This window comes from Frankia sp. RB5 (assembly GCF_059816245.1).
The window spans coordinates 1-13,548 of record NZ_JCBATA010000041.1 but is presented as its reverse complement, the minus strand read 5'-3'; the positions used below and the strand labels follow the sequence as shown (position 1 = coordinate 13,548).

The 13,548-nt window shown below is 74.9% G+C and carries 7 protein-coding genes; 1 reads left to right on the top strand and 6 read right to left on the bottom strand.

The genetic code is table 11. The annotated features are described in order from the left end of the window. The first annotated feature begins 39 nt into the window (after positions 1–39). On the top strand, positions 40–1,866 hold the full coding sequence (locus AC6EXY_RS20925; RefSeq protein WP_101829819.1) for a glycoside hydrolase family 26 protein: 1,827 nt from the start codon (positions 40–42) through the stop codon (positions 1,864–1,866). A 304-nt stretch (positions 1,867–2,170) separates the two neighbouring features. Here AC6EXY_RS20925 and AC6EXY_RS20920 read toward each other — a convergent pair whose 3' ends face one another. The 6 genes from AC6EXY_RS20920 to AC6EXY_RS20895 form a co-directional block, all read right to left on the bottom strand. Continuing rightward, positions 2,171–3,604: an acetyl-CoA carboxylase biotin carboxylase subunit gene (locus tag AC6EXY_RS20920; protein ID WP_499817546.1), complete on the bottom strand. Its 1,434-nt coding sequence runs from the start codon at positions 3,602–3,604 to the stop codon at positions 2,171–2,173. After that, entirely contained in the window at positions 3,604–4,497 is an 894-nt protein-coding gene (locus tag AC6EXY_RS20915) for an acetyl-CoA carboxylase biotin carboxyl carrier protein (protein WP_243407084.1), read from the bottom strand. The genes AC6EXY_RS20920 and AC6EXY_RS20915 overlap by 1 nt, the downstream gene beginning before the upstream one ends. Continuing rightward, a complete protein-coding gene (gene accD / locus AC6EXY_RS20910) occupies positions 4,494–6,341 on the bottom strand; it encodes an acetyl-CoA carboxylase, carboxyltransferase subunit beta (RefSeq protein ID WP_101829817.1) in 1,848 nt (615 codons plus the stop codon). Before accD ends, AC6EXY_RS20915 begins: the two co-directional genes overlap by 4 nt. Positions 6,342–6,357: 16 nt before the next feature. Beyond that, entirely contained in the window at positions 6,358–7,959 is a 1,602-nt protein-coding gene (locus AC6EXY_RS20905; RefSeq protein ID WP_101829816.1) for a PfaD family polyunsaturated fatty acid/polyketide biosynthesis protein, read from the bottom strand. Then, positions 7,953–10,361 carry a hotdog family protein gene (locus tag AC6EXY_RS20900; protein ID WP_101829815.1) on the bottom strand — a complete coding sequence of 803 codons (2,409 nt, stop codon included), beginning with the start codon at positions 10,359–10,361 and terminating at the stop codon, positions 7,953–7,955. The genes AC6EXY_RS20905 and AC6EXY_RS20900 overlap by 7 nt, the downstream gene beginning before the upstream one ends. Next, positions 10,358–13,548, bottom strand: a 3,191-nt coding sequence (locus AC6EXY_RS20895) for a KR domain-containing protein (protein WP_499842393.1), incomplete at its 5' end; no start/stop codon positions are given. The genes AC6EXY_RS20895 and AC6EXY_RS20900, both read right to left, overlap by 4 nt.

Genomic DNA, 13,548 nt, shown 5'->3' with positions numbered 1-13,548 from the left:
CGGCGCCGAAGGCTGGCCCGGCTGGTCTGCCTGGTTCCCATGGTGGTGAGTGTGCTGGCCGGGCTGCAGGCGGTCTCGACCGCGGCGCCGGCACTGACCGCGACGATCGAGGACTCCAGCGTCGGCACCGGCACCAACCAGGTCGCCTACGCCGGCACCTGGACGGTGTGCGGGGGCTGCATCCCCACGACCCCCAACGGGAGCTTCCGCTACTCCTCCGCGGCGAACGCGACCGCGACCATCCGGTTCACCGGGACACAGATCAAGTTCTACGGGATCCGGGAGACACACGGCGGCGTCGCCACCGTCAGCATCGACGGCGGCACCCCCGGCGTCTTCGACACCTACGCGGCGACGTCGAGCAACCCCCTGGTCTACGAGTCGGGAGTGCTCGCCAACACCACGCACACCGCCGTGCTGCGCAACCTCGGCCAGAACAACCCGCCGTCCGACGGGTTCGTCGTCGGGTTCGACCGCGCCGAGGTGTACGTCGACCCGGTCGTCCCACCGCCACCAGCCCCGGGCCAGACGAAGACGATCGAGGACAGCGACATCGGGGTCGGCGCCGTCGTGTACGTCAGCGCGTGGCTGGAGTGCAGGGGATGCGTTCCCAGCACCCCGAACAACAGCTTCCGGTACTCGTCGGCGATCGGCGCCACCGCGACCATCCGGTTCACCGGCACCCGGATCCAGGTCTACGGCGTCAAGGAACGCCACGGCGGCATCGCCACCCTGACCCTCGACAACGGGACCCCCAGCAGGGTCGACACCTACGCCCCGACGTCCAGCAACGCGCTGATCTACGACTCCGGCACGATCAGCGACGGCCCGCATTCGGTCATCCTCCACAACATCGGCGAACACAGCCCCGCCTCGGACGGCTTCGTCGTTGCCTTCGACCGCGCCGTGCTGACCCTGGGAGCCGCGACGACGCCGCCGTTCATCGGCAACCGGTCGGGAGAGCCATGGCTGTCCGGGGCGAACGGCGACCCCGTGATGTCCCCGCAGTACGTCGACTCGTTCTGTCTGTCCCGCGGCAGCCTGTGTGACCTGGCCCATGTCTACGTCCCACGGCAGAGCTGGTCGTCGATCACCAACCTGGACCTGATACGGGACAACTTCGGCGGCTGGCCGGGCCAGATGGAGATCTCCGTGCCGCCGTTCCCGGAGAACAGCGGTGCGAGTCTTCAACAGTGCGCGACCGGGGCCTACGACTCCCACTGGCGGGACTTCGGCAACTCGCTGAACAGGATCGGCCGGCAGACCTCCATCGTCCGGCTCGCCTGGGAGGCGAACGGGAACTGGTACGAGTGGTCCGGGACGGACCCGGTGGCGTACGTCAACTGCTGGCGGAAGATCGCCGATGCGATCAGGTCCGTCACCAACCCGGACCCGCTGATCAGTTGGCCCATCAACGCGCACTACTCGCAGAACCCGCCCAGCCACAACCCGCTGGACCTCTACCCCGGCGACCAGTGGGTCGACATCATCAGCATGGACGACTACGACTTCTACCCGGCGTCCCGGACGCTCGCCGAGTTCAACGCCCAGGCCAACGCGATGGGCGGGGTGACCTGGCTGTACAACTTCGCCAAGGCGCACGGGAAGCTGTTCGGCATCGGCGAATGGGGCATCGTGCAGGGCTCGGGCAGCAACGGCGGCGGCGACAACCCCGGCTACATCACGTGGATGCGGGACTGGATGGTCGCCCGGGCCGGCGAGAACTTCTACTACGAGGCCTACTTCAACAACTGCGACCAAGGCAACGTCGGCTCGAACCTCTACCGGCCCGTGACCCCCGGCTGCGTCTACCTGAACCCACTGTCCGGAGCACGGTACCGGGCACTCTGGGCACCGAACCCCTGACCGTGGGCCAGGCCTGACCAGACCCGTCCAGGTCTGGTCAGGCCTGGCCGTCCCCAGTCGCGCCCCTGTCGGCGGGCAGTCCTCGCCCGCCGACAGGGGCGCTCCGCGTTGGTTAGGACCAGCCCATGTACCCATAAAGTATGTACTGGGGCCGCGGCAGGGCGGTCATCGCGGCGTCGCCGGTGTGACGGTATCCCTGATGGCACGACGTGTCGCCGTCGCCGCCCGGCCGGGCAGGTCCAGGTCCCCGAATCCCCCCGTCGAGGGAGGACCGGAGGACCGGTTCGCGGACGGCGGCGCACGGTCAGGTGATGGAGGTGCCCACCGTCGCCGGAGCGGGGGTGACGGGCGCCGCGGCGGCTGTCGGCGGCGCCGTGGTCGGGGCCGGGCTCGTCGGCAGGGTGGCGATGAGGGACGTGTCGTGGGTGCCGGCACGGACGGACGGATGGTCGAGGGCGTCGCGCAGGAACGGCGCCGTGGTGGCGAGGCCGGGGCCGTCGACGACCGTTTCGGCGAGGGCGCGGCGCATGCGGGCGATGGCGCCGGCGCGGTCGGGGGCCCAGACGACGATCTTGGCGAGCAGCGAGTCGTAGAACGGCGGGATGCGGTAGCCCGTCTCCAGGTGCGTGTCGACCCGGACGAACGGGCCGCCGGGCAGGACGAGGCGGGTGACAAGGCCTGGAGTCGGGCGGAAGTCGCGTGCCGGGTCCTCGGCGTTGAGGCGGCATTCGATCGCCGCACCCCGGGTGACGACGTCCGCCTGGCCGTAGCCGAGCGGCTCGCCGGCGGCGACGCGCAGCTGCTCGGCGACGAGGTCGATGCCGGTGACCATCTCCGTCACCGGGTGCTCGACCTGCAGGCGGCAGTTGACCTCCATGAAGTAGTAGCCGCGCCGCGCCGGGTCGTAGAGGAACTCGGCGGTGCCGGCGCCGACGTAGCCGGCGTCGAGCAGGGCACCCACGGTGTGCGTGCCGAGTTCGGCGAGCGCGGCCTGATCGACCTCGGGCGCCGGCGACTCCTCGACGAGCTTCTGGTGGCGACGCTGCAGCGAGCAGTCGCGGGCGCCGAGGTGGACGCCGCCCCCGTGCGCGTCGAGGAGCACCTGGATCTCGACGTGGCGGGCCGAGTCCAGGTACCGCTCGCCGTAGAGGCGGCCGTCGCCGAACACGGCGAGCGCCGCGGCGCGGGTCTCGGCGTAGGCGTCCTCGACGTCGTCCCGGTCGCGCACGACGCGCATGCCACGACCGCCGCCGCCGGCGACCGCCTTGAGGATCATCGGGAAGCCGATCTCGTCGGCGAGCGCCAGCGCGGCGCCCGGACCGTCGAGGGCGTCGCGGCTGCCGGGCAGCAGCGGCAGGCCGGCCTCGCGCATGATGCCGCGGGCGATCGCCTTGTCGCCGAGCTGGGCCATCACCGACGCCGGCGGGCCGATGAAGACGATCCCCTCGTCCTCGCAGACCTCGGCGAACTCGGGGTTCTCCGACAGGAAGCCGTAGCCCGGGTGGATCGCCTCGGCGCCGCGGGTGCGGGCGGCCTCGACCACAGCGGGGATGTTCAGATAGCTCGCCTTCGACGGCCCGGGCCCGACCTGGACGGACTCGTCGGCGGCACGCACGGCCGCCGAGTCCCGGTCGGCGGCCGAGTGCGCGACGATCGTGCGGATGCCGAGTTCCTGGCAGGTGCGCACGACCCGCAGCGCGATCTCGCCGCGGTTGGCGACCAGGACGCTGGTGAACATCAGCCCTCGCCGCCAGCCGCGGCGAGCACGAACAGCGGCTGGCCGTGCTCGATCGGGCTCGCGTCGTCGACCAGGACGCGCACGACCCGCCCGGCCCGCTCCGCCTCGATCGGGATCATCAACTTCATCGCCTCGACGATGCCGACCTGCTGCCCGGCCCGCACCGTGTCGCCCTCACTGACGAACGGCGGCTTGCCGGGTTCAGGCGCCCGGTAGAACATTCCGACCGACGGCGAGTCGAGCGTGAACTCCCCCGCGCCTGCCTCGGCCGCGCCCGCGCCGCCAGCCGCCGGCGCTGTCACCGCGGTGGCACCGCTCGTCGCGGCACCGCTCGTCGCGGGACCGTGCGCGCCGGCACCATTCGGGCCCGCGCCGTTGACGGTGGCGCCGTTGGTCGCGGCACCCGCGATGGCACCGTTCACGGCGGCGCCGTTCGTCGAGCCGGCCCCCAGCGCCTGGGCGCCGTCGCCGCCGGTGAGCGGACGGACGGCCGTCGGCGCGGTGGAGACCGCCGACCAGCGGGTACGCGCCGCGGCGGAGTCGCCGAGCGCGGGCGCGACGGTCGCCCAGCCCATCTCGACGGTAACGTCGCCCGCGGACACGCGCACCAGGCTCGGCGCGATCGGCGCGCGGACGGACAGCTCCAGCAGGTGGGCGCCGAGCACACCGATGACGGCGTCGACGGCCGGCAGCGCACCGTCGACGGCCGACGGCCCGAGAGCGGACGGGGACCCGGTGGCGGCCGGCGAGCCGGTGGCGGCCTGCGAGCCGGCGGTTGCCTGCGAGCCGGCGGTTGCCTGCGAACCCGTCGCGGGGACGCCCTCGGCGCCGCCGGCGCCCGTGCTGGCGCCGTCCGTCGCTCCCGCTGCCCTCGCCGCCTGGTCGATCGTCATCGGGTCGCCCCCTCTTCCTCGCTGTGGCTTGCCTCGTCGGTCTCGTCGGTCTCGTCGGTGCGGTGGTGCGCGGCGTCCGTCTCGGGGACGCCGAACTGGCGGAAGCGGGCGCGGCGGCGGGTCACCAGGGTCATCTGGTCGAGGGGCGTGAGGTCGGCGAGGGCGGCGCGCAGCGCGACCCGCAGGGTGGCGGCGGCGCGCTGCGGGTCGGCGTCGGCGCCGCCGTCGGGCTCGACGACGACGCCGTCGACGATGTGCAGGCGCAGCAGTTCGCGGGAGTCGACGCGCAGCGCCGCGGCGGCCCGGGGCGCGGCCGCCGGGTCCTTCCACAGGATCGACGCGCAGCCCTCCGCGCTGATCACCGAGTAGACGGCGTTGGCGAGCATGAGGACGCGGTCGGCGAAGGCGAGGGCGAGCGCGCCGCCGCTGCCGCCCTCGCCGGTGACCACGGCGACGACCGGCACCGCGAGCCCGGCCATGAGCCGCAGGTTCTCGGCGATCGCGACCGCCTGGGCCTGCTCCTCCGCCTCGACGCCCGGGTACGCCCCGGCGGTGTCGATCAGCGTGACGACCGGGAGGCCGAGCTTGGCCGCCAGCCGCATCACCCGGGCGGACTTGCGGTAGCCGGCCGGGGTCGGCAGGCCGAAGTTGCGGTGCCGCAGCTCGTCGGCGGTGTGGCCCTTCTGGGTGCCGATGACGACCACCGGGACACCATCGAGGCGGCCGAGGCCGGCGACGATCGCCGGGCAGTCGGCGGACATCCGGTCGCCGCGCAGCTCGGTGAAGTCCTCGACGATCATGCCGATGTAGTCGAGGGTCGTCGGCCGGCCGAGGCGGCGCGCCGCGCGCACCGACTCCCACGGGTCGCGCGCGGCGAGCTGTTCGTGGTCGGTGACGACCGCCCCGCCGGCGCGCGCGGGCTGGCGCGGGATGCCGTCCTCTCGTCGGCTCGACACCGACAGCAGCCGGCTGAGGGTGGCGCGCAGTTCGGCGCGCGGGCTGATGATGTCGACGACGCCGTGGGTGAGCAGGAACTCGGCGGTCTGGAAGTCGTCGGGGAGCACCTGGCGGATCGTCTGTTCGATGACGCGACGGCCGGCGAACCCGAGCCGGGCGCCGGGCTCGGCGATGATGACGTCCGCGAGTGTCGCGAACGACGCCGCCACCCCGCCGAACGTCGGGTCGGTGATGAGCGAGACGGTGAGGATGCCGGCCTCGTCGAGCTGGCCGAGGGCCTGGCTGGTCTTGGCCATCTGCATCAGGGCGATGGCGCCCTCCTGCATCCGCGCGCCACCGGACGCGGTGACGGTGATCAGCGGCGTCCGCTCGCGCAGCGCGACCTCGGCGCCGCGGGTGAACACCTCGCCGACCGCGGCACCGAGGCTGCCGCCGAGGAACCGGAAGTCCATGACGACGACGACGGCCGGGTTGCCGTCGATCGTCCCGCGCACGGCGACCGCCGCGTCATGCAGCCCCGTGGCGGCGCGGGCGGCGCGAAGCCGGTCCGGGTAGGGCTTGGAGTCGACGAACTCCAGCGGGTCGCCGTCGATCGCCGTCACCTCGATGTCGCGGCGCGAACCGGCGTCGAGCAGCAGGTCGAGCCGCTGGTCGATGGTCATCGGGGCGTGCCAGCCGCAGTCGGCGCAGACCCGCCCGGCCCGGTCGAACCGGCGCCCGTAGATCATCGTGCGGCAGCCGCCGCACAGCAGCCACGACGATCCCGCCTCCGCGCGGCCGCGCCCGACACCCGCCGACCGCGCTCCGGGCGCATGGCCACCGCCGTCCGCGTCCCCGCCCCGGTCGCGGACGGTGCTTCCCTCCGTTCGAACGGCCTCGATCGTCATCGCTGGCTGCCTTTCGTCACTGGGACGGAACAACGGGGATGTACGTGGTGGCGGAGGACGGCAGCCGCACGCCGGCGGCCCGCAGCGCCGCGACCCGCTCGTGGAAGGCGGCGCCGACCATCAGGTGACCGGCCACCTCGGCGACGTGCCGGTTGCCGACCTCGGCGAGGTAGGTGCCGGCGACCCAGGCGTTGAACGCCCCCATCGCCGGGCCGCACCACACCTGGTAGTCGGCGGCCCGGTCGGGATCGCCGGCGATGCTCCAGCCGGACGAGCGGCCCAGGTACCAGCGGAACACCAGCGCCATGCGCCGGCGGGGGTCGTCCGCGGCCCGGGTGATCTGGTCGGGGTCGCGGCGGGTGAAGAACTCGACGCAGTCCGCCCAGACGTCGTCGAGTGTGCGGCGGAAGACCCGCTTCTCCAGCGTGTCGCGCACGTCGGCGGGCAGCGCGTCCAGCCCGTCGTAGGCCCGGTACAGCTCGTAGAGCTGGCGCGCGCGGCCAGGGAACAGGGTGCCGCGGCGCAGCACCTGCACCTCCACGCCGAGCTCGAACATGTCCGCCGACGGCGTCATCGCCGTGTCGGCGACACCGGTCGCCGCGAGCATCCGCTTGGTGGTGTCCGACTGGTCCGCCTCGACGGTGGACTGGTTCACCGAGCCGGTGACGACGTAGGCGGCGCCGAGGGCGAACGCCGCCGCCGCGGCCGCGGGCGTCCCGATCCCGCCGGCCGCGCCGACCCGCACCGCGCTCGGCCGGCCCTGCTCGCGGCGGATCCGCTCGGCGAGGGCCAGCAGTTCGGGCAGCAGGACGACGAGGGGACGCCGGTCGGTGTGACCGCCGGAGTCGGCTTCGGCGGTGATGTCGTCGGCAAGGGGCACGGTGGCGGCGAGCTCGGCCTGCTCGGGCGTCACGTCGCCGGCGGCGAGCAGGCCGCGGACGAGGTCCGCCGGCGCCGGGCGCAGGAACCGCTCGGCGACCTCGGCCCGCGACACCTTGCCGATCACGCGGTGGCCGATCTCGACCCGCCCGTCGCGGCCGCGGTGCAGGCCGGCGAGCCGGTAGCGGACGAGCTGCGCCGTCGGCTCGACGAACGCCGACGCCTCCAGCGTGGTGACGCCGTGGCGCAGGCAGGCGTCGACGGTCGCCGCCTCCATCGCCGACTCGCTCGGGCTGTGGATGAGGTTGCAGGCGAACGGCGCGCCGGCGGCGTCGCGGACGATCGCGGCGAGCGCCTCGTCGACCCGCGCGGGCAGCACTCCCGCGGCGCCGAACGAGGCGAGGAAGCCGGCGCGGGCGAGCGCGGCCACCATCGGCGCCGACGCGATCCCGTTCGCCATCGCCCCGGCCATGTAGGCGTACCGCACGCCGTGCGCCGCCCGGAACGCGGGATCACCGAGGGCGGTCGCCGGCCGGGGCCCCGTGGCGGCGAGCACCTGCCCGCCGGCCGCCACCACCTGGGCCACCTCGCTCTGGTCACCGCTGGTCCGCACCCGCCCGCCGCTGTCGCGCAGCACGTAGCAGGGCCGGTCCAGCGCGAGCAGGTCCCGGTAGGCCGCACCGGCCGCACCGGTGGGCGCGGCGGCCACCGCGGTCGCCGGGGGTGTGGTCGTCACCATGACGGGGCTCCGTCCTCGCGCAGTTCGACGGCGATGCCGAGGCACTCGTAGATCCGCAGGCCCGGCTTCCAGACGCTGGCGTCGCCGGTCACCCGGACCCGGCCCTGGCCACGGCGCACCTCCTTGATGTGCACCTCCAGACGCGTCTCGCCGTCCGTCGGCAGGAACTGGCCGCGGTACTTCCAGGTGAACGCCGTGCCGACGGGCAGGATGAACGCCGGGTCGACGAGACCGTCCGCGTGCGCCGAGTCGAGCAGCCACTCCTGCATCGCCTGGATGACCGTCTCGACGCCGAGCGAACCGGGGATGACCGGGTCGAGGTGGAAATGGCGGGCGAAGAACCAGTCGTCCGGGTCGATGGCGCGCACCGCGTGCAGGTAGCCCTCGCCGTAGCGGCCACCGCCGTCGACGACGTCGACCGTGTCGAGCAGCGCCAGGTGGTCGCGGGCGATGAGACGGGCGTGCGGGTCGGCGCGGCGGGCGGCGACGTCGATCGTGCGCGTCGCCGGGCGCGGGTCGACGGAGTCCAGCCAGGTCGGCGCGAACTTCCCGGCGTCCAGGCCGGTCTGGTTGGCCAGCGCGCCGTCGCTGAAGTAGCCGAACAGCGTCTCGCCCTCGTAGAACGGCTCGCCGTCGACCGACAGGGTGTAGCTGAAGTTCTGCAGCGACGAGCCGGGCATGTCGGTGGTGGACAGCAGCCTGGAGTGCTGGCGGATGGTGGCGTCGCGCAGGTCGATCTCGCGCAGCACCGTCGCCGACCCGCCGAGGTTGCGCAGGCTGACGACCGCCGCCGGGTCGCCGAGGGTGGCGCCCATGTAGTAGCCGACCATCAGCGCGGCCTGCAGCGACGTCTCCATGTAGACGCAGTTCGGCATGGACGCGTTGGCGGTGTCGGCGAAGTACCAGGAGTCCGCCGGGGCGTCGTACTCGGTGACGTGCGAGGCGCCGCCGGCGAGTGTCGCCGCCTCGCCGCGGGTGCCGTGCAGCTCCAGGACGCGGTCGACGAGCAGCAGCCCGCCGGACGGCAGCCGGGTCGCCTTGCGCCCGGTGTAGCCGGCGAACTCCGGTCCCAGCGCGATCGCCTGATCGCCGCGGCAGAAGTGGGCCATGTGGAACTCGCTGAGCATCGCCCGGTCACCGAACCGGTTGCGCCGACCCAGCCACGCGGCCGGCCGGCCACCGATCTCGGGCCCGACGGCCCGTCCGTCCGGCTCCCGCAGTCCGACGACGAGGTCGACGACCCGGGCCAGCACCTCGCCGTCCGACTCACCCGCGCCCCCCGCGACGCCCGGTGCGGCGCCTGGACGGCCGTTTGCCGTACCGCCAACGCCGTTTGCCGTAGCGCCACCGGCGCCCGGGCCGACGCGGCGCAGCTCCGCGTCCGCGCGCAGCCACGGCCGCGGCACCAGATCGACGTCGGCGATCTCGACGACGAGCACGAACTCGCCACCCTCGGCGCCGGCCAGGGCGACACGCGGCCCGGCGCCGTCGGCGGCCTCGCCCGACGCGGCGGCGCCCTCGACGAACCGGGCGTCCGGCAGGCACAGATGCAGCCCCAGGTACACGGCGAACAGCCGCGCCGCCTGGGCCGCGGCCGCCACCACGTCGGCCTCACCGAGCGCGGCACCCGGCGGCGCGACGAGCCGGGCGCGCAGCAGCCCCCGCCCGGCGCGCCCGCCGCGCAGCTCGATGGCCTCCACCGCGGCCAGCAGCGACGGACCGGCGCCGGTGAAGCGGACCGCCCCGTCGAGGCCCTCCTGCTCGTAGGCCGCGCCGAACACCGCGGCGATCTCGGCACGGGCGATCCGGTCCAGCTCGGCCGGGCCGAGCGCGCGCACCGTCGTGCGGGCCAGCGGCTTGAACGACGCCTCCGTCGTCACCCGGCCGCGCGCCGGCGCCGGGGGCAGTGCCACCGGCAGCGCCGGCGTGCCGGCGAGGGCGAGTCCCGCGGCGTGCGCCGGCGGACCCGCGTCGACGCCGGCCGACAGGCCAAGCCGGGCCAGTGCTCGCCGCTGCAGACCCGTCTGGGCCCGCAGCGCGCTGGCGTGCGCCGCGACGGTCGTCGCCCGCAGCAGTCGGATCATCTCCGTGACCGACGCCGCGGCCGGGTCGCCCACCCGGACGGCGCCGACCGCGCCGCGCGCGACCAGTTCCCGGGAGCCCACCGGCGCCACCACGACCGCATCCGGGTCGAAGACCGGCGCACCCACCTCCGCGGCGGGCGACGCGGTGACACCGGCGGGCACGGCGGGCACGGCGGGCGCGGCGGGCACGGTCGGCGCGGCGAGAGCCAGCGGGTCGAAGGCCTCGCCGGCGAAGCCGAGCTCCTCCGCCTCGTCCACACTGAACTCCTGGCCGGGAACGCCCCGACCGGCGACGGTTTCCTGAGCTACGACGGTCATACCGAAACGTCCTCGTTCTCGGTCGGGGTCTGCCGCCAGGCCCGGACGGCCTCGGCGAACTTCGCGGCCATGCCGGGCGTGGCGGCGACGGTGACGTCGGTGAAGCGGGCCAGGACGGTGCCGTCGGGGGCGGCGGCCGTCGCGGTGACGGTCGCGGTGCCGCCACCGGCGTCGACGCGGGCGCCGTCGAGCACGAGCACGAACGGCGACCCGTCGGGCAGCGGCCGCAGGTACTCGGCGCGGCCGATGGCCAGCGGCAGGCAGGCCTGGCCCAGCAGCGCCAGGCCGAGCACCGGCGGGCCCTGCAGCAGCACGTCGGCGAGCACCGGGCTGTGCAACGCCCCGCCGAACGCGGCACGCAGGTCCGCGTCGTCGGCGAGGACGCATTCGAGGACGAGGCGGTCGGCGCCGCGTTCCAGCACGCGGCGCATGCCCTGCAGCCGCGGCCCGTGGAACTGGGTGCCCTCGAGGTAGATGTCGAGCCCGTTCTCCGGGCCCTCCCCCAACCGGTAGCTCGGCCACCCGGGGACGGCCGACGCATCGCCCGCCGACCCGGCCGCGCGCGCCTCGTCGGCCGGGGCGGCGAGGACGAGGGTCGCCGCGTAGTGCGGGACGGGCAGGCGCCCGGCACCGTCGCCGCGCACCGAGACGCGCATCAGCAGGCGAGTGCCGGCGTCGCCGTCCCCCTCGGACCCGGCGGGTTCGAGGACGACCTGCGCGGTCTCGGGCGCGGACCCGTCGAAGACGATGCCCTTGTGCACCACGAACCCGCGGACCTCGACGACTCGCCGGCCGGGCAGCGCCCGCTCGGCCACGTTGATCATCCAGCCGAGGCCGAACGTCGCCGGCAGTACCCGGTGCGCGCCGACCTGGTGGGCGGCGATGACCGGGTGTTCCTCGATCCCGGCCAGACGTCGCCGGGCGCGCAGCGTCGCGCCGCCCGCGGCGGCCGACTCGGCGAGCGCGTGGTCGGGGCCGACCAGGACGCACGTCTCGCCGGCGCGGTCGGCGCGGAACGTGTCGACGAACGCGCCGGCGCCGGCGTCCGGGGCGAGCAGCTCCACCCCGCGCGCGGCGAACAGCTCCCGCAGCGCCGGGGTGACCATGCCGCCGTCCCACGCGCCCCAGTCGATGGCGACGACGTGCCGGCCGGGCCGGTCGTGGCGCAGCGCGGCGGCGACGCGGCACAGCGCCTCGTTCGCGGCGGCGTAGTCGGCCTGACCCGGGTTGCCGAACAGCCCCGCGACCGAGGTGAACAGCACCACGTGCCGCAACGCCGCGCCGCCCGACCCGCCCGCGGCGCCGGAGGCGTCGTGGGCGTCGGAGGCGTCGTGGGCGTCGGAGGCGTCGTGGGCGTCGGAGGCGTCGTGGGCGTCGGTCGGCTCGTCGAGGGCGTCGAGCAGGGCCCGCAGTCCACCGAGCTTGGGGGCGAAGACGCGGGCGACGTCGGCCTCGGTCTTGTCCACGAGCCGGGCGTCGGCGAGCACGCCGGCGCCGTGCACGATGCCGGTGACCCGCGCGCGCAGCTCGCCGAGGGCCGCCCGGACGGCGGCCGGGTCGGTGACGTCGACCGGCACGTAGTCCGCCCGCGCACCGGCCGCCCGCACGGCGGCGAGCGTCACGCGGATCTCCCGGGCCGCCAGCAGCCCCTGGTAGAGGCGTTCCACCTCGCGGGGAGTCGGCCGGGTGCCGCCGGAGCGCAGGTGCGCGATCACGGCCGGCTTGAGCGCGCCGTCGGCGACGCCGACGGCCCAGTCGGGCTCGTCGTCCAGGGGTGAGCGGCCGAGCAGGACGAACCGGGCCGGAACCCGTTCGGCCAGGGCGCGCACGCACAGCGCCGTCACCCCCCGGGCTCCACCGGAGACGACGAACACGTCGTCCGCCCCCACGGTGAGCTCGGCGCCGCCCGCAGGGTCCGGGACCGCCGTCGTCCCGACAGCGGTGCGGGCTCCGTCGACGGCGGTGTCGGCGGGATGGGCGGTATAGGCGGGATGGGCGGGGGCGTGCGGGTCGAACAGGCCGGGGACGATCGTCCAGCGGGTGCCGGCAGCGTCGAGGCCGACCTCGGGTGTGTCGCGGGCGGCGTCGTGCAGCTCGGCGTCGAGCAGCGCGGCGACCGTGTCCGCGGGCAGGCCGGGCGCGGCGTCGAGGGCCCGGCAGAACAGCGCCGGCGCCTCGGCGTCCAGGGTCTTCACGACCCCGCCGACGCCGCCGAGCAGCGACGCGACCAGACCGGCCGAGCCGTGATGCCCGAGGCCGCCGTCGAGGCGGGTCAGGGTGACGAACGCGGCCCGGGTGCCGTCGGCGGCGGTCGCCGTCAGCGGACCGTGGGCCTGCCTGGCCAGCTGGATCGTCTCGGCGAGCCGCGCGGCTGTCGGCTCCCAGCCGTCGCCCGGGGTCAGCAGGGTCAGGACCAGGTCGACCCGGCCATCGAACACCCCCTGCGACCTGGTGGTGTCGAGGTCGACGGGATGGGCGGTCCAGCCGCGCTCGCGCAGTCCGCCGGTCAGCGGCTCCGCGTCGGGGCTGGAGCGGTGCAGCACGACGGCCACCGGGGACTCGGCGAACGGCTTGTCCAGGCGGTCGACGGGGGGCAGGGTCACCAGCCGGACGACGCGGCGGGGGGCCGGCGCCGACGCCGGCTCACCGGCTTTTGGGTCGACACCACCTGCCTCCGCGCCGGTCACGGCGTCGGCCGGGCCGGCCGGTCCGGGTGGTGCGGCGGCGGTGACGAACTCGGTGATCTGGTCGAGGGTCCGCAGCTCGGCGAGCTGCTCCGGGCCGACCGTCGGCGCCTGCGGGAACCGCTCCCGCAAAGCCCCGAGCACCTGCACCCGCTTGATCGAGTCAACCCCGAGATCCGCCTCCAGATCCATCCCGGTGTCGATCATGTCCGGGGCATAGCCCGTCTTCTCCGCCACCACGTCCACCAGCGCGGACCGCACCGCGTCCCGGTCGAGCGCCACGCCGCCGCTCGCGGGACCGGCGGTGCCGACGCCGGATCCGGCGGGCGCCGCCGGGAGGGCGGCGGTGACGAACTCGGTGATCTGGTCCAGCGTGCGCAGCTCGGCGAGCTGCTCCGGGCCGACCGTCGGCGCCTGCGGGAACCGCTCCCGCAAAGCCCCGAGCACCTGCACCCGCTTGATCGAGTCAACCCCGAGATCCGCCTCCAGATCCATCCCGGTGT